Here is a 21234-nt window from a genome sequence, read left to right as displayed (position 1 = left end):
CGAAGTGCAGTCCAAATGTGGGAGCGGGCTTGCTCGCGAATGCGGTGGGTCAGCCACCTATTCATTAACTGACAGACCGCATTCGCGAGCAAGCCCGCTCCCACAGGGGATCTTCAGTGTGTTTGAGATCAGGTACGCAGGTGCGTCAGCGGCAGCTCGGTGCTGTTCAATACCTGGTTGAGCACAAAGCTGGAGCGCACGCTGGTCACGCCTTCAATGCGGGTGAGGTGGCCCAGCAGCAGTTTTTGATAGTGATCCATGTCCGGCACCACCACTTTCAACTGATAGTCAGCATCCATCCCGGTCACCAGACTGCATTCCAGCACTTGCGGCAGCGTGCGAATCGCGGCTTCAAAGTTCTCGAACCGCTCGGGCGTGTGGCGGTCCATGCCGATCAGCACATAGGCCGTGAGGCTCAAACCGAGCATCTTGCGGTCGAGCAGGGCGACCTGGCGTGCGATGTAGCCGTCATCTTCCAACTGCTTGACCCGGCGCGAGCAGGGCGACGGCGACAAGCCGATGCGTTCGGCCAACTCCTGGTTGGAGATCCTCGCGTCGCGCTGCAATTCCGCCAAAATACTCAGGTCGTATCGGTCAAGCTTGCTCATTGGGTTGGCCTTTGTCGTAACTATTGCGGCGAATTATCTATGAAGGGTTAAAAATTGCGCAAGCACTGTTTATTGACGCAATCTTCGCAATCATCTATCGGCGCGTCGGGCCTATGATTACCAACAGAATCACCGCCTGGACAACAGTCCACTGCAGCCAGCCCAATCAGGCCCGCTGCGGCCGCCACCCCAGCAGGGTTGAGCCGGCCTCCAGGCTGCACACTGTCCACAAGACGGCGTGAGGTGAGCCAACGTCAAAAGCGTTGAGCCAGGACGAAATTCTCAAGGGGTGGCCGACGGGTCACCCCTTTTCTTTTGCGTGGGTTTTACCTGCCTCTCTTTATCTGCAAACAAAGTTCTCGTGACTGATAACCTGTCTCAGAACCGGGTGAGGCTTTTCCAGTCTCATACTATGAGGCCGGACACTCGAGGCCCTAATCCGCAGTGAGGAATAGCATGAAGCGCATCTGGCGTATGGCAGGTGTAGGTTTGCTGATGGTCACCGTCGGCACGCAAGTGATGGCCGACGACCCGCGCTCAGAAGGCGGCGGTCAGCATGAAAGAGGCCCGGAAGGCGGGCGGCAAGGTAACGAACAGCCGCGCCCGCAAAATAACCCACCGCGCCCGCAGAACAATCAACCGCGCCCGGAGAATAACCAGCCGCGGCCACAGAACCCACAGTTCGAGAACCATCCGCCGCGCCCGCAGAACCAGCACTTTGATCGCGCCGAGCAACCGCCGCACGGCGGCGGGCAGTGGCAAGGTCGCCCGCAAGGTGCCGAGCCGCCTCGGCCAGCACCGCAACCGGCGAATAATCTGCCGATTCAAGGTCGCCCGGACACGGTTCGGCAAACCCAGGAGCCGCGCCAGGGCAACTATCAGGACATCCCGCGCCGCAACGACGGCAACCCGCATTGGCAGGCAGGGAATGGCGCACGCCCAGGTGGCGGCTTCAATGGCCACCCCAATGACAACCGCTGGCCAGGTCGCCCTGATGGGCACGGCAACGGCTGGGGCCCGGGGCCGCAATATCGCCCCGGCCATATGGTTGATCGCTTCCCCGACCGTAACTACCGCGTGCCCTACCGTGGCCAGGATTACTTCTTCTCTGGCGGCTACTGGTATCGCCCGCAAGGCCCGCGTTACGTGGTGGTGACGCCGCCCTACGGCATCCGTGTGCAGTACCTGCCGGACTATGCGCGGGAAGTGTGGGTGGGCAGCGCGCTGTTTTTCCTCGCCGCCGGTGCCTATTACACCTACGAAAGCAGTACCCAGCAGTACGTGGTGGTGCAACCGCCGACAGAAGTGCCGGCGCCGCAACCCGCACCGCAAGGCAATGGTTATGACGTGGTCGCCTATCCGGCGAACGGCCAATCACCGGCCCAGGTGCAGCAGGATGGCTACGACTGTTATCGCTGGGCGGTGCAGCAAAGTGGTTTCGATCCGCAGGCGGTCTCCTACGCCCCGGCCCCGGCGGTGGTGCAAACCTACCGCCAGGCCCAGGGTAACTGCCTGACCAGTCGCGGCTATCAGGTGCAGTATTAGGCCTTGGCGCCCGTGACGACTTCCCGCGGGTCGGCGTGCACCAGCACTTCGGCCCGAGGGTAGGCTTTGTGAATGGCATCGGCGGCCTGGTCGCTGATGCCATGGGCCACTGACAGCGTCAATTCGCCGGGCAATTCCAGATGCAGTTGCACAAACCAATGGCTGCCGGAGATCCGCGTGCGTAAATCATGGGCACCCAGCACGCCGGGGACGCCACGCGCCAGTTCCAGCATGTGCTGGCTGACGTCCGGCGGCAGTTCCTCGTCCATCAACACCGCAAAGCTTTCCCGGGCGATCTGGATCGCACTCCACAAAATGTAGACGGCAATTCCCAGGCCGAACCACGCGTCGACTTGATGGAAACCAAAACCGGCCAACACCAAGGCCACCAGGATGCTGCCGTTGAGCATCAAGTCCGAGCGGTAATGCAACGAGTCGGCACGCACCGCGTTGGAGCCGGTTTCGCGAATCACGCGGTGTTGCAGCATCAGCAACGCCACGGTCATCACCAGTGAAAACACGATCACGCCGATGCTCAACCACGGTGCGCCGACCGGTTCAGGATGCTGCAAACGCTGGTACGCCTGGTACGCAATCAGCAGCGCACTGCCGGCGATAAACAGTGCTTGAGCCATGCCCGACAGTGATTCCGCCTTGCCATGCCCATAGCGGTGATCGTCATCGGCCGGGCGCAGTGCGTAATGCACCGCCAGCAGATTCAGCAGCGACGTCACGCCGTCGAGCAGTGAGTCGGTCAACCCGGCGAGCATACTCACCGAGCCACTGAGCCACCAGGCGATGGCCTTGGTGATAATCAGCGCACAGGCCACGCCCACCGAAGCGCGGGTGGCCAGGCGCAAGAGCCTTGCGTGTTCGGGGCTGCTGGTCATAGGCGGGTCGAATCCTCAAGCGGCAGGTTGCAGGCCCAGGGACGCGAGTTGTTGCACGCTGCCCTTGAACTGGATCATGCGCGGGTCATCCAGCGGCAGGGTGTGACCGGTTTCTTTCTGGATGATGGTTTGCAGCTTGGCGTTGTCGACTTTGCCGTCGGCACCAATGGCTTCATGCAACTTCTCTGGCGCGACTTGCGCGGTTTTGCCTGGCTCGAAATAGATCGCGCCGGTGGCGAAGTCGACGCCGAATGCGATCAACCCCGGGATCACATAAAACAGCAGGCCAACGGCATCGAGCACGGCAATCGCCGGGTCGATCTTGCCGTCGATCTGGCCACGGCGGTCGGGGTAGAAAATCGAACCGCAGGCCGTGAGTTGGCTCAGCAGGGTGACGGCGAGGACACCGCCGATGACACGGGAAGCGATACGCATAAAATTCTCCTGAACACGGTTGAAAGGTGACTATAAGCCAGATCCACGCGACGACGACTATCCAATGTGGGAGTGGGCTTGCTCGCGAATGCGGTCGTTCAGAAACATATTCGTCGACTGACAGATTGTGTTCGCGAGCAAGCCCGCTCCCACCGTTGACCGTTTTTATCTTCGAAGCCAGTGGTGTCTTTGAGACCACCACCGGCATCCGGCAGTTCGCCGTTATACTCGCCGCTCTGCTTTGGAGCCAGTATGAATTCGTTGCCGATTGATGATGTTTTACCTGCCCTGCGTGACGCCTTGGCGAATCGCCATGAAGCCGTGCTGGAAGCGCCGCCCGGCGCCGGTAAAACCACCCGCGTGCCCTTGGCCTTGTTGAACGAGCCATGGCTGGCGGGGCAAACCATCCTGATGCTCGAACCCCGCCGTCTCGCCGCGCGCGCGGCCGCCGAACGCCTGGCCAGTGAGCTGGGCGAAAAGGTCGGCGAAACCGTTGGTTATCGTATCCGCCTCGACAGCAAGGTCGGCCCCACGACGCGCATCGAAGTGGTCACCGAAGGCATCCTCACCCGCCGCCTGCAGGACGACCCGGCGCTGGAGGGCGTGGGCCTGCTGATCTTCGACGAATTCCACGAGCGCAGCCTCGACGCCGACCTGGCGCTGGCCCTGAGCCTGAACGGCCGCGACCTGTTTCGCGATGAACAGCCGCTGAAAATCCTGCTGATGTCCGCCACCCTCGAAGGCGAGCGCCTGGCCGGGCTGCTGGATGACGCGCCGATCCTGCGCAGTGAAGGGCGCATGTTCCCGGTGCAGATGCGCTGGGGGCGGCCGTACCAGGCCGGTGAATTTATCGAGCCGCGCGTGGTGCAGACCATCCTTGAGGCTGTGCATGACCAAACCGGCAGCATTCTGGTGTTCCTGCCGGGGCAAGCGGAGATTCGCCGGGTTAACCAGCAACTGGCTGACGCTTTGGGGGATCGCAGTGATGTCCTGCTCTGCCCACTGCATGGCGAGCTCGACCTTAATGCCCAGCGCGCGGCCATCGACCCGGCACCGGCGGGTAAACGCAAGGTTGTGCTGGCCACCAACATCGCCGAAACCAGCCTGACCATCAACGGTGTGCGCGTGGTGATCGACGCCGGGCTGGCGCGGGTGCCGCGGTTCGACCCGGGCAGCGGCATGACCCGCCTCGACACCCAACGCATCTCCCGTGCCAGTGCTACTCAGCGCGCCGGCCGGGCAGGGCGGCTGGAGCCGGGCGTGTGTTATCGCCTGTGGTCCGAGGACCAGCACGAAGGTCTGGCTGCGTACGGCAGCGCGGAAATCCTCGCCGCCGACCTCGCCGGCCTGGCCTTGCAGTTAGCGCGCTGGGGCGTCACACCCACGCAGTTGGTGTGGCTGGATGCGCCGCCGACTGCCGCGTATGCCCAGGCCCAGGACCTGCTGGTGCGCCTCGGTGCCTTGAATGACGAACAACTCACCACCCATGGCCAGAAAATGGCCGAGTTGCCGGCCCATCCGCGTATCGCCCATCTGCTGCTGCGCGGGCAGGATTTGGGGCTGGCGTCGACTGCGTGTGATGTCGCCGCGCTGTTAGGTGAGCGGGATATCTTGCGCGGTGGCGGCGCCGATTTGCACAGCCGCCTGGCCTTGATGTCCGGCGAAGAACGCGCACGTGGCACCCAAGCTGGCGTGCAGCGGGCCAAGCAACTGGCGCGGCAATACCGCAGCTACTTAAGGGGCACGGCGACTCAAGCCGTGGCCGATCCCGACCACCCGCGCTGGCTCGGTGCCTTGCTGGCGCTGGCCTACCCGGACCGCGTCGCCCAGCAACGTCGCCCCGGTGGCGCCGAATACCGCCTGGCCAACGGCCGCGCCGCGCTGTTCGCGGACGCCGACAGCTTGATGAAACAACCCTGGTTGGTGATCGCCGACCTCGGCAGCCGGCAGGGCCAGCGCGAAGAACGCATCTACCTCGCGGCGGACTTCGATCCGGCGCTGTTCGACACGGTGCTCGCCGAGCAAGTGCGCAACGTTGACCAGTTGGATTGGGACGAACGCGAAGGCGTGCTGCGTGCTGAACGCCAGCGCAAAGTCGGCGAACTGGTGCTGAGCCGTGAACCGCTGACCGGCCTCGACGAGTCTGCCCGCAGCCAGGCGCTGGTTAACCTCGTGCGCCGCAAAGGCCTGGAGCTGCTGCCGTGGACGCCTGAACTGCGCCAATGGCAGGCCCGCGTGATGCTGCTGCGCCACCTGGACGCCGGTAAAACCAGCGAATGGCCCGACATCAGTGACACGGCGTTGCTTGCCAGCCTGGAACACTGGCTGATGCCGTATCTGGGCAAAGTCTCGCGCCTGAGCCATTTCGCCAACCTGGATATTTCCAGCTTCCTGCACAACCTGCTGCCGTGGCCGCTGCCCCAACGCCTGGACGAGCTGGCGCCGCAGCATGTGAAAGTGCCGTCGGGCTCCTCGGTACGTTTGGACTACAGCGAACAGCCGCCGATTCTGGCGGTGCGCTTGCAGGAGTTGTTCGGCCTGGCGGACACCCCGCGCATTGCCGGTGGGCGCCAGGTGGTCAAGCTGCACCTGCTGTCCCCGGCGCGACGGCCGGTGCAGGTGACGCAGGACCTGGCGAACTTCTGGCGCAGCACGTATGTCGAGGTGAAGAAGGATTTGAAGGGGCGTTATCCGAAGCATTACTGGCCGGATGACCCGTTGGTGGCCGAACCAACCGCCCGGATCAAACCCCGCAAGTAGGTCGTGTGGAGATCAAATGTGGGAGCTGGCTTGCCTGCGATACAGACGACTCGGTCTATCTGGTTCACCGAGGCGATGTTATCGCAGGCAAGCCAGCTCCCACACAAGCCCGCTTTCTACAGGGTTTGAGGTGTTGGTTATTGCGCAGCCGGCAGCAGGAAGCGGGCAATCACCGGCAAGTGATTGGAGATGCGCAGCGTGTCTTCCTGGCGTACTTTGGCTTCCACCCGCTTGATGCGTGGGCTGTAGAACAGATAGTCGAGCGTACGATCCGGCCCTTCTACGCTGGGGTCATTCGGGAAGTTTGTCAGCCATTTCTCACGATCAATCCCGCTGGATTCACTGTTACTCGGGATCATCGGGTACTTGTCCCACAGCAAATGCAGCTCACTGTCCGGCGAATACTGGCCGCGCTTAACCGCGTCCAGGCGCAGGAATTGCCCCAGTGGCAGCAAGTTGAAGTCCCCGCCGATCAGCCATGGCGTGCCACGGCCTTCGAACTTATCCAGCAGCTTCACCGTGGCTTTCGCTTGCGCTTGCACTGCTGACCGCCCAGGCATGTTGCCATCCAGCCGGGTATTGAGCACCGCCAGTTGGCCGCCATCGCTCAGCGGCAAATAGGTCAGCAACAAGGCCGGTCTGGGTTGGAACTGGCGGCTGATAAAGTTGGCCGGCGACACCGGGAGTTGCAGGCGTTCGGCGTGTTCGATCTGGTAACGGCTCAGGGTCACCAGTTTGCGGCCGACGCTGCCGAAGATATGCAGGTTGGGCACAAAGTCGGCTTTCCAGTCGAAGGCCTGGGCGCTGCACGGGTAGAGGTCGACCAAGCGTTCCTGAAGCAAGGCCACCTGGTCCTGGTAGTGCGACGATTTGGCGCCTTCGTCGAGTTCCTGCAACAGCAGGATGTCGGGGTGTTCGTCGCGGATCACCCGCGCCACTTCATCCAGGCTTGAGGCCATGTCTTCCACGGTCGGGCGGTCGTCCGGGCCGCTGCCGTCGGCGGTGTCGTACCAGAACACGTAGTTCTTGCCGGCCAGGTATTGCACGTTCCAGGTCATGACCTTGAGCGCTTGCCCGGGCAGCAGGGTCGGCGCACGGGGCGCGACACAGCTGACGGGCAGGGTTTCCTTGTCGGCAGGGCGCCAGGTCAGGCTGTAGATCAGGGCTGTGAGCAGGCCCGCGATGATCAAGAGGCTCAACAGGGTGATGCGCAATAAACGGGTCATTGGCTCGGCTTATAGCGTTTCAGAGGTGGCACGGAGCATATCACCGTGCGTCGGCATCGCCACCGATCAACATGAATAAACGGAACAGCACCACACTGGTAAACAGTTGCAGAAAGCTGTGGGCGCTGTCGATCAGTACGCCCAGCAGCGGCGCGGGATCGGGATACGCCGCCACGCTGGCGCCCTTGAGCAGCCACAGGGGCGTCATCACGCACAGCAGGCACACCAGAATTCGCCAGAAGTGCCCGCGAGTCAGGCGAAAGCTTTCCTTCATCGCCTCCAGCGCCGACAGGCCGCGCAGCACCAGCAGGTACTCGGCAAACGCGAGCACCACCATCAGCCACAGGCCCGGCAGGAAATACAACGACAGGCCAAGCAGAATCAGCAGCGTGCTGATAGCCGTGAGCAGGGCGAAGCGTGGCCACAGGGTCAGGGCCATGGCCCACACATCTTTAGTGCGCGGCGACTCGCCACGGGTGCGCGCGTCCAGAAACAGGATCAAGGCGCCCGTGTACAGCGGGTACACCAACAACCCCACCACCACGCTGTAGCCGGGAAAGGCATCCGGGCCCAGCGTGTGGTCGAGCACCTGTTGCAGCAGGGCTTCGAGAATCACCAGCGGCAGGCACAGCTGGACGATGGCGCCCAGGTTGCGTTGGGTGAAACGGAAGGAGTCGCGCAATACGTCTAACGGATTCATCAGGTTCATCACAGGCCGAAAAGCAAGGCCGACACTTTAACCGATCATGACGAGAGGTGAGCAAACGTAAACCTTTCGTAAAGACCATTGAAACGTCTAGTAACAGCCCCATTACTGTTACGTAGCGTGCCTGACCCTGGGCAAGCCCATGATTTCTACCGGCAATCTAACGAGGTCGCCATGAACAGCGAAGAGCAAACCCTGATCGATGGACTGTTTTCACGGTTGCAGCAAGCCGAAACGGACTCAGCCCCCCGCGACGCCCTGGCCGAAGCGCGGATCAAGGAGCACATGACTCGCCAACCGGCCGCCGGGTACTACATGACCCAGTCGATTCTGGTGCAAGAGCACGCGATCAAGAGTCTCGACGCGCAGAACAAGCAACAGGCGCAGCAGATCCAGCAATTGCAGGACGAATTGCAGCAGGCCAAATCCCAGGCGGCGCAACCTGCGCAGAGCAGCGGGGGGTTCCTGTCGAGCATCTTTGGCGGCGGCAGTTCGCGTGACGCCCAGCCTGCGCAAAGCGCCCCGGCGTCTTCCGGTGGCGGCTGGCGTGAGCCGGCGCGGCCCTCGTTCGGCCAGCCCGCGCCGCAACAGCAGAACTACGGTGCGCCGCAGCAGAACTATCAACAGCCGCAACAGGCGCCAGCAGCGCCCATCGGCAGTGGCTTCCTCGGCGGCGCGCTGAAAACCGCCGCCGGTGTCGCGGGTGGCGTAATGCTGGCCGAAGGCATCAGCAGCCTGTTCAACCACAACTCGCAACAGCCGCAAGTCGTGGAAGAAATCATCCGCGAAGAACCGGCGCCCGCCAGTGACAACAGTAACTGGGGCAACGACGACCAGAAGTTTGCCGGCAATGACAACTGGGGCAGCGACAACGGCTCCGACAGCTTCGCCGACAACGACTATTCCGACGATTCCTCCTCGTTTGGCGACGACGACTCCTTCGTCTGAGCCGCACTCAACCGGGGCGCTTCGTCGCCCCGGGCTGATTTTTCGCTGAAACTTTCCCATGGCTGGCATACTGGCGCCTTTGCGGGCCTTCGCGTTCGAGGTCCAAGCGGCAGCCATGGGGAAGTGCGGTGAAGAAAATTGCGGTGTTCGCCGATGTACAAAACCTCTACTACACCGTGCGCCAGGCGTATGGCTGCCACTTCAATTACGCCGCCCTGTGGGCTGACATCAGCGCGCGCGGGCAGATCGTCGAGGCGTATGCGTATGCCATCGACCGTGGCGACAGCAAGCAGCAGCAATTCCAGCAGATCCTGCGCAACCTGGGCTTTACGGTAAAACTCAAGCCGTACATCCAGCGCGCCGATGGCTCGGCCAAGGGCGACTGGGACGTGGGCATCACCCTCGACATCATGGATGCCGCCGACCACGTCGACGAAGTGGTGCTGGCCTCCGGCGACGGTGATTTCGACATGCTGCTCGACCGCATCATCCAAAAGCATGGCGTCGAAGCCGTGGCCTACGGCGTGCCAGGGCTGACGGCCAACTCGCTGATACGCGCCGCCAGCCGCTACGTGCCGATCGAAGGCGCACTGCTGCTCAAATAAGCGCAGCGGCTCAATAAATAGTTAGACGGAGTTGGAACAGGTTTGGAACGTATAGCGGTCATCGACTTTGAAACCACCGGCATCACCCCGAGCAGCCACTGCCGGGCCACGGAAATCGCGGTGGTGATCCTTGAGCGCGGCCAAATCGTGGACCGCTACCAGAGCCTGATGAATGCCGGCGTGCGTGTGCCGGGCTTTATTGAACAACTCACCGGCATCAGCAACGCCATGTTGCGCAGCGCGCCACCGGCCGAGCGGGTGATGAACGAAGTCAACGAGTTCGTGGGCACCACGCCATTGCTGGCGCACAACGCCGCGTTCGACCAGAAGTTCTGGGACTTCGAACTGGGCCTGATCCGCCGCACCCGCCTGCAAAAATTCGCCTGCTCGCTGCTGCTGGCCCGTCGCTTGATGCCGGCGGCACCGAACCACAAACTCGGCACGTTGAATTCCTTCGCGCAACTGCCCCACACCGGCAAGGCTCACCGGGCGATGGCGGATGCGGAAATGGCGGCCAACCTCACCGCGCACCTGGCCGAGCAATTGCGCGGTACGCATGGGTTGCGAGAACTGTCCCACGACCTGCTGTGCACCTTGCAGAAAGTGCCGGCGGCGAAGATCAATGAACACCTGAAGAAGCATCGCGGGTTCTAAACCGGCCACCCGCCCAAGAACACCGACGTTTCAAATGTGGGAGGGGGCTTGCTCCCGATCGCGGTGTGTCCGCTAATCATCCAGTGGCTGACACACTGCAATCGGGAGCAAGCCCCCTCCCACATGAGTGATGCGGTGTTCATCGCGGTTGCACACACTCCAACGCCCGACCTACCACGTCCTTCGCCATCCCCACCAAATGCATCACCGCTCGCTGTTGCGCATTCATCGCTTCAGCCGACCCGTGCGCCGTCTCCACCGCGCAATGCAGCAAGTCGGCCGCATGGGCGAGGGCGTCTTCGAAGCTAAGGTTGTCATTTAGAACAAAGTTGGGCGCGTCCGGGGCGGAAGCTTTGAGGTAGTAGTCGATGGCTCGGCGGTTGAGCAGGGCGTCTTCGCTGAGGAAGTTTGTCTGGGTATCAGTTGAAGCAGAGGTTGCTTTGACCATGTTGAATCTCCGGGACTTTTGACGCTCTCCTTCCGCCAATTTCGGCTTGCACTTCCGGTCACCGAAGGGCCGATGACGAGGTGAAGACTAGCGGCGGAATTCAGCCGGAACAAGGTATGAAACGGTGCTCGGAAATGTCCTTCAAAAGAACGGGAAGCGGTGACGCAGCTGACGCCATCGCAGCGATGCGGCGACCCGACAAGCCATCTCCCACAGTAGCTTGCATCCAGGCCTGGCGACTCGGTCAACTGTGGGAGCGGGCTCGCCCGCGATGGCGGTGTATCAGCCGCCGTTTTTCCCATTGGCCTCCAACTGCCCCAACGGCACCCGCCGCTCTATCGCGCTGGACAAAATAATCGAGGTCTTGCTGAACCCGAACTTCGCCACCCGGTTGATCAGGTTCTCCAACTCCGGCATCGAGCCCACTGCCGCCTGCATGATCACGCACGGGTCGCCTGTCACCCGGTGGCATTCGGTTAGTTCGGGGATTTCAGCCAATGCGTCGTACACCTTCTGGCTGCCGTTGTTGGTCAAGCGCAGCTCGATCGTGCACTGGATCGGCAAGCCGATTTTGGACAGGTCCACCTTGGCCTGATACCCGGTGATTACGCCGCTGGCTTCCAGCTTGGCCACGCGTTCAGCCACGGCCGGCGCGGAGAGGTTTACCGTGCGGGCCAGTTCGGCGTAGGAAGCGCGGCCGTCTTTGAGCAGGGCGCTGAGGAGCATGCGGTCGTATTTGTCCATGATAAGGCTCCGGTCATGCGTGGCTTTCGAATCCACGGGTTATAGCCCTCATAACCATGCTTTGAAAAGTGTATGGGCGCTTTAAACAGGTTTTGTAACTTATGTTTAGCGTGCTGCCTTTTTAGAATAAGCCTCCCGTTCCCTGCCGCAGAGCTACCCAATGCCTGGCCCACGTCGCTTTCCCTTACCGTTGATCGCCGCCTTTTTTGCGTTGTATGTGATCTGGGGTTCTACCTACCTGGTGATTCGAATCGGCGTGGAGTACTGGCCGCCGCTGATGTTGGGCGGGATTCGATTCCTGGTGGCGGGGTTGGCGATGTATGGCTTTTTGCGCTGGCGCGGGGCGCCTGCGCCGACGTGGGTGCAGTGGAAGGCGGCCGCCAAGATCGGCGTTTTGCTGCTGACCTTTGGTAATGGCGCGGTGACGGTGGCCGAACACACCGGGGTGGCCTCCGGTGTGGCCGCGCTGGCGGTGGCGACGGTGCCGTTGTTCACCTTGTTGTGCGGGTATTTCTGGGGCGCGCGTAATACGCGTCTGGAGTGGGCCGGGGTGGTGCTGGGGATTATCGGCATCGCCATGCTCAACATGGGCTCCAACCTGCAATCGAGCCCGACAGGTGCCATGTTGTTGCTGTTTGCTGCCGCTTCCTGGGCCTTCGGTTCGGTATGGAGCCGGCATTTGCCGCTGCCGCCGGGCGCCATGGCCAGCGCGGCCGAGATGATCATTGCGGGTGTGTTGTTGCTGGTGGGCAGTGCACTGACCGGTGAGCGACTGCATTCCATCCCGCCGCTTGAGGGCTGGCTGGCCTTGGCGTATCTGGCCGTGTTTGGCTCGATCATCGCCTTCAACGCCTATATGTACCTGCTCAAGCACGTGCGCCCGGCGGCGGCGACCAGCTATGCCTATGTGAACCCGGCCGTCGCCGTGTTGTTGGGCATTGTGTTCGTCGGCGAGACCATCGGCATGGAAGAAGCCTTGGCCATGCTGGTGATCATCAGCGCGGTGCTGTTGATCAGCCTGCCCCAGTGGCGAAAGCCCAAGCCGGAAATAAGGTAAACTGCGGCGCATTACGCCTATGCGCTGAATTTTTCCTACGGTAAACACATGACTTTCGCCACCCTTGGCCTGATCGAACCCTTGCTGCGCGCCCTTGAGACGCTTGGCTACCAGACCCCGACGCCGGTGCAGGCGCAAGCCATTCCGGCGGTGCTGGCCGGTCGCGACCTGATGGCTGCGGCCCAGACCGGCACCGGCAAGACCGCCGGTTTCGCCCTGCCGCTGCTGCAACTGCTGACCATGGAAGGGCCGAAAGTCGCTGCCAACTCGGCGCGCGCGCTGATCCTGTGCCCGACCCGTGAACTGGCCGAGCAGGTTCACACCAGTGTTGCCGAATACGCCCAGCACCTGCCGCTGACCACTTACGCGGTGTATGGCGGCGTGAGCATCAACCCGCAGATGATGAAGCTGCGCAAGGGCGTCGACATTCTGGTCGCCACGCCTGGCCGCCTGATCGACCTGTTCCGCCAGAACGCACTGAAGCTCAATCAGCTGCAAACCCTGGTGCTGGATGAAGCCGACCGCATGCTCGACCTGGGCTTCTCCGAAGAGCTGGCCAACATTTATCGCATGCTGCCGAAAAAGCGCCAGACCTTGCTGTTCTCCGCGACCTTCTCCGATGAGATCCGCTTGCTGGCCGGGCAGATGCTCAACGACCCACTGACTGTTGAAGTCAGCCCGCGCAACGTCGCCGCCAACACCGTGAAGCAATGGGTGGTGCCGGTGGACAAGAAGCGCAAGCCGGAGCTGTTTGTGCACCTGATGCGCAAAGGCCGCTGGAAGCAGGTGCTGGTGTTCGCCAAGACCCGTAACGGCGTGGATGCGCTGGTGGATAAATTGCAGGGCCTGGGCATCAATGCCGATGGCATCCACGGCGACAAGCCCCAAGCCACTCGTCAGCGTGCACTGGACCGTTTCAAGTCCAGCGACGTGCAGATTCTGGTCGCCACCGACGTGGCCGCGCGGGGGTTGGATATTGAAGACTTGCCGCTGGTGGTCAACTTTGACCTGCCGATCGTGGCCGAGGATTACATCCACCGTATCGGCCGCACCGGCCGCGCAGGTAACACCGGTGAGGCGATTTCCCTGGTGTGTGCCGATGAGGTGAACATGCTGTCGGCCATCGAGATGCTCACGCGTCAGACCTTGACCCGCAAGATGGAAGCGGATTTCGAGCCTGAGCACCGCGTGCCGGATACCGACGCCAGTGGGCAAGTGGTGAAGAAGCCGAAGAAACCGAAGAAGCCTAAGGCGTCGGGTGGCGGTGGCGGTAAGCGCAATTTGGGTAAGTGGGTGGAGAGTGGCGACGTAGCGCCGGCTGAGCCGTCGATTAAGCCGGTGCGCAAGGTGCCGGTGTTTAACACTGGGCCGCGTAAGAAAAAATAAGAGTTGAGGCGTTATTGAGGGCCTCTTCGCGAGCAAGCCCGCTCCCACATTTGAAATGCATTCCAAGTGTGGGAGCGGGCTTGCTCGCGAAGGCGGCTTTGAGTTCGCTACAGACCTCAGTGCTTAAGCCACTCCAACATCCCTCGCCCAGCCGCTCGCCCACTGGCAAAGCATCCTGTGAGTAGGTAGCCGCCGGTCGGCGCTTCCCAATCCAGCATCTCCCCCGCACAAAACACCCCCGGCAATTGCTTGAGCATCAACCGCTCATCCAACGCCTCGAACGGCACGCCGCCCGCGGTGCTGATCGCCTCATCCATTGGCCGTGTCTTCACCAGCGTCAGTGGCAGTGCCTTGATATCCATCGCCAACAGCGCCGGATCATTGAAGTGCGCGCTAGGCGCCAACTCACGCAACAGCGCCGCTTTCACCCCGTCCAACCCCAACTGGCTGTGCAGATGCTTGCTCATCGAGCGCGAACCACGCGGTTTGGCCAAGGCCGCCTGGACTTTGTCCAACGGCTTGCTTGGCAGCAGGTCGATGTGCACGGTGGCTGAGCCCGCGCGGTTGATCGCTTCACGAATCGGTGCCGACAGTGCGTAGATCAAACTGCCCTCGATACCCGTGGCCGTGACCACACATTCCCCCAGCCGAGGCTTGTCATCCGCCACGCCGATGGCGACGTTTTTCAACGGCGCGCCGGCGAATTTGCTGACCATCAATTCGCTCCAGGCTGACACCTCGAAGCCGCAATTGCTCGGTTGCAGCGGGGCGCAGGGCACGCCTTTGTCTTCCAGCAATGTGAGCCACGCGCCGTCGGAGCCCAGGCGTGACCAACTGCCGCCACCCAAGGCCAGCAGCATGGCATCGCTGTGGACAGTTTTCTCGCCGTCCGGGCTGTGGATAAGTAAACCGCCGTCGGCGGTCCAGCCCAACCAACGATGCCGGGTGTGGATAACCACGCCTTGGTCGCGCAGGCGCTTGAGCCAGGCGCGCAGCAGCGGGGCGGCTTTCATGTCGGTAGGAAACACGCGGCCGGAGGTGCCGACAAAGGTTTGAATGCCCAGGCCATGAATCCATTCGCACAACGCCTCGGCACCAAACCCGCGCAGCAATGGCGCCATCTGCGGCGCGCGTTCGGCGTAGCGCGACAGGAACGCGGGGTAGGCCTCGGAGTGGGTGATGTTCATGCCGCCCACGCCCGCCAGCAGGAATTTGCGCCCCACCGACGGCATGCCGTCATACAGGTCCACCTGCACGCCCGCCTGGCTCAAGACTTCAGCGGCCATCAGCCCGGCAGGGCCGCCGCCGATGATGGTGACGTGGTGAGAAGGGGCTTGAGGCATGGGCAAGGCTACGGTCGCGGAATAGGCCGAGCATTCTACCCGACGGCGGCATCGCTGCCTGATCAAAAAACGTACACTTTCCTACAAGCCATGCGGCCACTCGCTCTCAGGCGCTTACGCTCAAGTTATCCACAGGCCGTTCCACAGGCATTGTGGGTAACGCTCACACTTCAATGACAACCGGATGACGTCCACACCCGCTGTGCACTGTGATGCAGGATGCCGTGGCGGCGGGCCAAGGCAGGGCGGTCCTTGCTGTAGCCACCACCAATCACGCCCATGACCGGAATGTCGCGGCCCAGGCAGTGGCGCATCACGCTTTCATCCCGCGCGGCGAGGCCTGCATCTGTCAGCTTGAGGTAACCGAGGGCGTCATCTTTATGCACATCGACACCGGCGTCGTACAGCACTAGGTCCGGCTGGTAAAGCGGCAGCAAATAGTTGAGCGCGTCGTCCACGGTTTTGAGGTAATCGGCATCGCCCATGCCCATGGGCAGCGGGATGTCCCAGTCACTCTGGGCCTTGCGGGCGGGGAAGTTTTTTTCGCAGTGCAGCGATACGGTGATTGCATCCGGCGTGTCGTGGAGGATGCGTGCGGTGCCGTCGCCCTGATGCACGTCACAGTCGAAGATCAGTATGCGGTTGACCCGCCCGCTGGCCAGCAGGTAATGGCTGATCACCGCGAGGTCATTGAAGATGCAAAAGCCGGCCGGGTAATCGTAATGCGCATGATGGGTGCCACCCGCCAGGTGGCAGGCCAGGCCGTGTTCCAGCGCCTGTTCGGCGGCCAGTATCGAGCCGCCGACCGCGCGCACAGTGCGCCGGGCCAGGGCTTCGTTCCAGGGCAGGCCGAGGCGGCGTTGGTCTTCACGGGACAACTCGCCGCTCAGGTAGCGTTCGATATACCCAGGTTCATGGGCGAGGGCCAGAATCTCTGCCGGGCACAGCTCCGGGCGCAGCAATTGGCTGTCCTCGGTCAGGCCGCTGTCCACCAGGTGGTCGCGCAACAGGCGAAACTTATCCATGGGGAACCGGTGGTCCGCTGGGAACTCGGGGCTGTAGTCGTCGTGGTAGATCAGTGGCAAGGGCATGGGATTTTCTGACGGGAACCTGCGAAGGATCTTACCAGCGCTGTACACTCACGCACATGGCAAGGGAGGGGACCCATGGAGCCGATACTGGAGTTGGAAAGCGCACGTCTGGTGCTGCGCCAATGGCGCGACAGCGACCTGCCGGAATTTGCGCGCATGTGCGCCGACTCGCAGGTGATGCGCTATTTCCCGGCCAAATTGAGCCATCTGGAAAGCGCCGCACTGATTGGGCGGATTCGCGGCCATTTTGCCGAATACGGTTTTGGCTTTTGGGCCTTGCAGCGCAAGGACACGCGCGAGTTTATCGGCCTGACCGGGCTGCAAAATGTCAATTTCGCAGCCGATTTTGGGCCGGCCGTCGAGATCGGCTGGCGCCTGGCCCGTGAGCACTGGGGCCTGGGCTACGCGAGCGAAGCGGCCTGGACTGCATTGCGCTGTGGTTTCGATCGGCTGCAACTGGATGAAATCCTGTCCTTCACCACCGAAACCAATCTGCCATCACAAAAAGTCATGCAGGCCATCGGTATGCATTACGATCCCCAGGCAGATTTTGAACACCCCAAGGTCGCAGCCGATGACCCGCTGCGCCATCACGTTTTGTATCGCATCACCCGCGCCCAATGGTTGGACACGCTGCACGGATAAGCAGCCCGGAATGCCCTATCGATTGTTGTAGGAGTTGCTCTATGAGCCAAGTATTGGAAGATCTGGTGGACTTGCTGACCCTTGAGCCGATTGAGGAAAACCTCTTTCGCGGCCGCAGCCAGGACCTGGGCTTTCGCCAATTGTTCGGCGGCCAGGTGCTCGGCCAGTCGTTGTCGGCGGCCAGCCAGACCGTAGAAGAAGCGCGGCACGTGCATTCCTTGCATGGTTATTTCCTGCGCCCCGGCGACGCCGCATTGCCGGTGGTGTATTCGGTAGACCGCGTGCGCGATGGCGGCAGCTTCAGCACGCGGCGCGTCACCGCGATCCAGAAGGGCAACCCGATTTTCACCTGCACCACCTCGTTCCAGTACGACGAACAAGGCTTCGAGCACCAGACCACCATGCCGGTGGTCGTCGGCCCGGAAAACCTGCCGTCGGAACTGGAGCTGACCAAACAACGCGCGCACCTGATCCCTGAGCACATGCGCGAAAAGTTGCTGTGCCCCAAGCCCATCGAAGTGCGCCCGGTCACCGAGAAAGACCCGTTCAACCCGCAGCCGTCCGACCCGGTCAAGTACGTGTGGTTCAGGGCTGACGGTGCCTTGGCCGACGCGCCGGCGCTGCATAAATACCTGTTGGCCTATGCGTCGGACTTCGGCCTTCTGACCACCTCGCTGCTGCCCCACGGCAAGACGGTGTGGCAGAAAGACATGCAAGTCGCCAGCCTCGACCATGCACTCTGGTTCCACGCTGACCTGCGCGCCGATGACTGGTTGCTGTACGCGATGGACAGTCCGTGGGCCGGCAACTCGCGTGGTTTCTCGCGGGGCAGCGTGTACAACCGTGCCGGCCAACTGGTGGCTTCGGTCACCCAGGAAGGGCTGATTCGCCATCGCAAGGATTGGGCATGAGCCTGTCGGAGGTTAAGCACTGGGTCTTTGATATGGACGGCACCCTCACGGTGGCCGTGCATGATTTTGCGGCCATTCGCGTGGCTCTGGAGATTCCGCCCGAGGCTGACATTCTCACCCACCTCGCGGCGTTGCCGGCCGATGTGGCGGCGGCCAAGCATGCGTGGTTGCTGGAGCATGAGCGGGCGCTGGCCGTCGGCTCGGTTGCTGCAGATGGCGCAGTGGCGCTGGTGCGTGAATTGGCCGGGCGGGGTTACCGTCTGGGCATCCTGACCCGCAATGCGCGGGAGTTGGCGCATATCACGCTGGAAGCGATTGGTCTGGCGGACTGTTTCGCTGTCGAGGATGTGCTGGGGCGTGAAGATGCGCCGCCCAAGCCGAATCCGGGTGGTTTGCTGAAACTGGCGACGGCTTGGGAAGTGGCGCCAAGCGAGATGGTGATGGTCGGGGATTACCGCTTTGACCTGGACTGTGGCCGCGCGGCGGGGACCAGGACAGTGTTGGTGAACTTGCCCGAGAACCCGTGGCCGGAGTTGGCGGATTGGCATGCTGAGGATTGTGCAGCCCTGCGCCAGATGATCTGAACCTGGCACCACCGATCAAATGTGGGAAGGGGCTTGCTCCCGATAGCGGTGTATCAGTCAGCATAAAAGAAGCTGACAGACCGCCATCGGGAGCAAGCCCCCTCCCACATGTTTAATCCGGTTTCGTCAGTGCCTGCTATTTCCCGAACAACACCTTCTCGCCCTCAGGCGAGGTAAACATCTTATCGCCGTCGTGCCCGACCCCCGGTACTTCCACCAGTTTGTGGCTCAGCTGCGGATGGCGTGCTTTGAGGTAGTCAACGTAGTTATGCCCACGAACCAACCGATACGCGCCCTGGGTTTCGGCTTCGCAGCTCTTATCCAGCGCCGGGTGGTTTGGGTCGATGTCCTGCTGGCCCAGCAGGTAGGTGACGTTGCGTGACACGTAAGCCTGTTCAAGCTGCTGCGCACGCTGTCCTTTGGCGTAGTCGGGCAAGTTTTGCATGCCGTACTTCCAGTCATTGAAGCCTGGGCAACTGGCTGCATCAAAGGTTACCGGCCGCTGTGGGCTGAAGTAGGCGTAGGACGATGGGTTGGCCACCACATAACGCAGGCTGATGCCCTCGGTTTGCAGCAGCGGGTGGTCGTGGCCGGTGAGGGCAAAACGCTGTATCACCTGGCCACCGCCGGAGTGGCCGGCCACGACGATTTCTTTCAGCGCCGGGAACAGCTTGCGGTTGCCCAAGTGCTTGATGATCTGGTCAAGCGCGCCGTAGGAGCTGACCTGGCCTGGACCGGTCGACGGCGCGCCGGCCATCCAGTCATTGCCGCTCCAACGCAGCACTGGGTTGCCCAGGTGATTGCGCGTTATGTCCGACTCATTGAGAAACTGCGGCGCGATCACCAGCGTGCTGGCGGCCACACCGGCGTGTTCGGCGGCCTCTTCGCCACTTTTCAGGTAGGTCTGCGCGTTACGCAGGCGACCGTGCACGATGATGAGCGCGCGGGTGACCTGAGGCAGCGGCTTGCCCCAGTCCTGGCTCAAGCCAAGACTGAGGTCGCCCGCATCCAAATGGAAACGATCGGGGCTGACCACCTTGACGCCGTGGTCTTCCTCGGCGGCCCAGGTGAAGGAGGAACACGTTATCAACACGCCCAACAGCCATCCCAATCGTTTATTCATTTAAAGACTCTTCGCCGTAAACGTGTCGCATTGAGAGATCTGGCCCTGGGCGAAGCCGGTTTTGAACCAGCGAACACGCTGTGCCGAGGTGCCGTGGGTAAACGAGTCGGGCACGACGCGCCCTTGACCCTGTTGTTGCAAACGGTCGTCGCCGATGGCGTTGGCCGCATTCAGTGCTGCTTCAATATCGCCAGGCTCCAGCCAGTTCAGGCGTTTTTGCGCGCGGTTGGCCCACACGCCAGCGAAACAGTCGGCTTGCAGTTCCTGGCGTACCAACAAGCCGCCGTCGCCTTGCATCTGCCGGCCCTGTTGGCGTGCGGCCTGGATCTTGGCCGAGATGCCCAGCAGGGTTTGCACGTGGTGCCCGACTTCGTGGGCGATCACGTAGGCCTGGGCGAACTCGCCGGAGGCCTTGAAGCGCTGCGACATTTCCCGGAAGAAATCCAGGTCCAGATACACTTGCTGGTCGGCCGGGCAATAGAACGGGCCGCTGGCCGAGGTGGCGCCACCGCAGGCAGAATTCACCCGGCCACGGAACAGAATCAATTTCGGGTTCTTGTAGGCCAACCCATTTTCCTGGAACACCTGGCCCCAGGTGTCTTCGGTATCCCCCAGAATCGCCCGGACGAAGTCGGCCTGCTGGTCATTGGCCGGCGGAGCCTGTTGCGGTTGCGTGCTCACCGAGGGCGCTTGTTCCATCTGGCCGGTCAACTGGCCGAGGATCTGCAGCGGGTCCTGGCCGGTCAGCCAGCCGATGCCGACAATCAGCACAATCGCCGTGAGGCTCAGGCCCTTGCCGCCCCCAAAACGCATGCCGCCACCGCCACCGCCGCCGCCACTGTCATCGCGGGCATCTACCACGTTGTCGCTGCGTCGGCCTTTTTTCCATAGCATGGGGCAATCCTCTCGATAAACCTGTGGAACACTTTTTTCAGAACAGTGTTGTTGGTGCGTATGAATGGCGCCAGCCCGGCTGTCCGACAAGTAACGAGAGCTGCGTAGTATCGCTGCTGTCAGGCGGAGTGGCACGGGCGCCAGATGAAAGTTGTGTCAGCAACGCCGGGTCAGTCGCGGCAATACCCTTCGCCGGTATCGACCACCAGGCAGTCCTTTTTATCCGCCAGCCATTTCAGGCCAGTGGCTTCACCGTCGCCGGCGTGCAGCAGTTGCGGGCCGTCCGGGCGAGTGAACGTGATGCCTTCTTCGTTGGCTTCACCCTTGAAGGTACCTGAGTCGTCAGCGTCGAGGCCGTATTTCATGGTGAGAAGGTAGTGGCCGCGGCCGATGCTGTCGTCCTTGGCGATGGTCAGGTTCAGGCCTTCGACGCCAATCCACTTGCCGACCCATTTGTCCGTGGGCGGGGTCGCCGGTACCAGCGTGGCTTGCACGGAGGCGGGTGCGGGTTTCGGGGCTTCCTTGGGTTCCTTGTTACAGGCGGTGAGCAGGGCAAGGGCAGAAAGAACAAAGAGTGTCTTTTTCATAGCGGCAAGGCCTTGGTTAAAAAGTGTGCAACGCGCGGGCTAAC

22 protein-coding genes are annotated in these 21234 nt (G+C 62.0%); 10 read left to right on the top strand and 12 right to left on the bottom strand.

Annotated elements, in window-relative coordinates:
• Positions 1–128: 128 nt before the first annotated feature.
• Positions 129–608: an Lrp/AsnC family transcriptional regulator gene (locus tag CPH89_RS06140; protein ID WP_003194418.1), complete on the bottom strand. Its 480-nt coding sequence runs from the start codon at positions 606–608 to the stop codon at positions 129–131.
• A 456-nt stretch (positions 609–1064) separates the two neighbouring features.
• On the opposite strand from CPH89_RS06140, the gene CPH89_RS06135 reads away from it, so the two are divergent.
• Positions 1065–2153 (top strand): DUF6515 family protein, encoded by a 1089-nt coding sequence (locus CPH89_RS06135; RefSeq protein WP_053258153.1) that lies wholly within the window; start codon positions 1065–1067, stop codon positions 2151–2153.
• On the opposite strand, the gene CPH89_RS06130 is transcribed toward CPH89_RS06135, so the two are convergent.
• A complete protein-coding gene (locus CPH89_RS06130) occupies positions 2150–3043 on the bottom strand; it encodes a cation diffusion facilitator family transporter (protein ID WP_053258152.1) in 894 nt (297 codons plus the stop codon). The genes CPH89_RS06135 and CPH89_RS06130 overlap by 4 nt on opposite strands.
• A gap of 15 nt (positions 3044–3058) precedes the next feature.
• Positions 3059–3478: a hypothetical protein gene (locus tag CPH89_RS06125; protein ID WP_053258151.1), complete on the bottom strand. Its 420-nt coding sequence runs from the start codon at positions 3476–3478 to the stop codon at positions 3059–3061.
• Positions 3479–3730: 252 nt separating this feature from the next.
• Between CPH89_RS06125 and hrpB the strand changes: the two genes are divergently transcribed.
• Positions 3731–6238, top strand: a complete 2508-nt coding sequence (gene hrpB, locus CPH89_RS06120; protein ID WP_053258150.1) for an ATP-dependent helicase HrpB — start codon at positions 3731–3733, stop codon at positions 6236–6238.
• 137 nt (positions 6239–6375) lie between these two features.
• Here hrpB and CPH89_RS06115 read toward each other — a convergent pair whose 3' ends face one another.
• Together CPH89_RS06115 and CPH89_RS06110 are read right to left on the bottom strand one after the other, a co-directional pair.
• Entirely contained in the window at positions 6376–7464 is a 1089-nt protein-coding gene (locus CPH89_RS06115; protein WP_053258149.1) for an endonuclease/exonuclease/phosphatase family protein, read from the bottom strand.
• Between the two features lie 40 nt (positions 7465–7504).
• Positions 7505–8164: a YciC family protein gene (locus tag CPH89_RS06110; RefSeq protein WP_053258282.1), complete on the bottom strand. Its 660-nt coding sequence runs from the start codon at positions 8162–8164 to the stop codon at positions 7505–7507.
• Positions 8165–8344: 180 nt separating this feature from the next.
• Between CPH89_RS06110 and CPH89_RS06105 the strand changes: the two genes are divergently transcribed.
• The 3 genes from CPH89_RS06105 to CPH89_RS06095 all read left to right on the top strand — a co-directional run bounded on the left by CPH89_RS06105 (position 8345) and on the right by CPH89_RS06095 (position 10377).
• Positions 8345–9118, top strand: coding sequence for a DUF2076 domain-containing protein (locus CPH89_RS06105; protein ID WP_053258148.1), 774 nt, complete (start codon positions 8345–8347; stop codon positions 9116–9118).
• A 128-nt stretch (positions 9119–9246) separates the two neighbouring features.
• Positions 9247–9723, top strand: a complete 477-nt coding sequence (locus CPH89_RS06100) for a LabA-like NYN domain-containing protein (RefSeq protein WP_053258147.1) — start codon at positions 9247–9249, stop codon at positions 9721–9723.
• 42 nt (positions 9724–9765) lie between these two features.
• Positions 9766–10377, top strand: a complete 612-nt coding sequence (locus CPH89_RS06095) for a 3'-5' exonuclease (protein WP_053258146.1) — start codon at positions 9766–9768, stop codon at positions 10375–10377.
• Between the two features lie 139 nt (positions 10378–10516).
• On the opposite strand, the gene CPH89_RS06090 is transcribed toward CPH89_RS06095, so the two are convergent.
• Both CPH89_RS06090 and CPH89_RS06085 read right to left on the bottom strand, forming a co-directional pair.
• Entirely contained in the window at positions 10517–10825 is a 309-nt protein-coding gene (locus CPH89_RS06090; protein WP_053258145.1) for a DUF3077 domain-containing protein, read from the bottom strand.
• A gap of 282 nt (positions 10826–11107) precedes the next feature.
• Positions 11108–11569: an Lrp/AsnC family transcriptional regulator gene (locus CPH89_RS06085; protein WP_053258144.1), complete on the bottom strand. Its 462-nt coding sequence runs from the start codon at positions 11567–11569 to the stop codon at positions 11108–11110.
• Positions 11570–11729: 160 nt separating this feature from the next.
• Here CPH89_RS06085 and yedA point away from each other — a divergent pair, with 160 nt between their 5' ends.
• On the top strand, positions 11730–12626 hold the full coding sequence (yedA, locus tag CPH89_RS06080; RefSeq protein WP_053258143.1) for a drug/metabolite exporter YedA: 897 nt from the start codon (positions 11730–11732) through the stop codon (positions 12624–12626).
• A gap of 48 nt (positions 12627–12674) precedes the next feature.
• A complete protein-coding gene (locus CPH89_RS06075; RefSeq protein ID WP_053258142.1) occupies positions 12675–14012 on the top strand; it encodes an RNA helicase RhlE1 in 1338 nt (445 codons plus the stop codon).
• A gap of 116 nt (positions 14013–14128) precedes the next feature.
• Here the strand turns inward: CPH89_RS06075 and CPH89_RS06070 are convergent, their stop codons facing one another.
• On the bottom strand, positions 14129–15355 hold the full coding sequence (locus CPH89_RS06070; protein ID WP_053258141.1) for a TIGR03862 family flavoprotein: 1227 nt from the start codon (positions 15353–15355) through the stop codon (positions 14129–14131).
• 170 nt (positions 15356–15525) lie between these two features.
• Positions 15526–16446 carry a histone deacetylase family protein gene (locus tag CPH89_RS06065; protein ID WP_053258140.1) on the bottom strand — a complete coding sequence of 307 codons (921 nt, stop codon included), beginning with the start codon at positions 16444–16446 and terminating at the stop codon, positions 15526–15528.
• A 75-nt stretch (positions 16447–16521) separates the two neighbouring features.
• Between CPH89_RS06065 and CPH89_RS06060 the strand changes: the two genes are divergently transcribed.
• From CPH89_RS06060 to CPH89_RS06050, 3 genes are read left to right on the top strand one after another with little or no spacing between them, the layout of a single operon-like run.
• On the top strand, positions 16522–17091 hold the full coding sequence (locus CPH89_RS06060; protein WP_053258139.1) for a GNAT family N-acetyltransferase: 570 nt from the start codon (positions 16522–16524) through the stop codon (positions 17089–17091).
• Between the two features lie 41 nt (positions 17092–17132).
• The gene (gene tesB / locus CPH89_RS06055; protein ID WP_053258138.1) at positions 17133–18002 is read left to right on the top strand and encodes an acyl-CoA thioesterase II; all 870 of its coding nucleotides are present in this window, start codon (positions 17133–17135) and stop codon (positions 18000–18002) included.
• Positions 17999–18586: an HAD family hydrolase gene (locus CPH89_RS06050; protein ID WP_053258137.1), complete on the top strand. Its 588-nt coding sequence runs from the start codon at positions 17999–18001 to the stop codon at positions 18584–18586. Before tesB ends, CPH89_RS06050 begins: the two co-directional genes overlap by 4 nt.
• A gap of 136 nt (positions 18587–18722) precedes the next feature.
• Here CPH89_RS06050 and CPH89_RS06045 read toward each other — a convergent pair whose 3' ends face one another.
• The 3 genes from CPH89_RS06045 to CPH89_RS06035 all read right to left on the bottom strand — a co-directional run bounded on the left by CPH89_RS06045 (position 18723) and on the right by CPH89_RS06035 (position 21190).
• Positions 18723–19709 carry a hypothetical protein gene (locus tag CPH89_RS06045; protein ID WP_053258136.1) on the bottom strand — a complete coding sequence of 329 codons (987 nt, stop codon included), beginning with the start codon at positions 19707–19709 and terminating at the stop codon, positions 18723–18725.
• The gene (gene ypfJ / locus CPH89_RS06040; RefSeq protein ID WP_053258135.1) at positions 19710–20603 is read right to left on the bottom strand and encodes a KPN_02809 family neutral zinc metallopeptidase; all 894 of its coding nucleotides are present in this window, start codon (positions 20601–20603) and stop codon (positions 19710–19712) included.
• A gap of 170 nt (positions 20604–20773) precedes the next feature.
• Positions 20774–21190 (bottom strand): membrane lipoprotein lipid attachment site-containing protein, encoded by a 417-nt coding sequence (locus CPH89_RS06035; protein WP_053258134.1) that lies wholly within the window; start codon positions 21188–21190, stop codon positions 20774–20776.
• Between the last annotated feature and the right edge of the window lie 44 nt (positions 21191–21234).

Source organism: Pseudomonas fluorescens, assembly GCF_900215245.1.
Classification (GTDB): Bacteria; Pseudomonadota; Gammaproteobacteria; order Pseudomonadales; family Pseudomonadaceae; genus Aquipseudomonas; species Aquipseudomonas fluorescens.
This window is presented reverse-complemented; position numbering and strand designations above follow the sequence as displayed.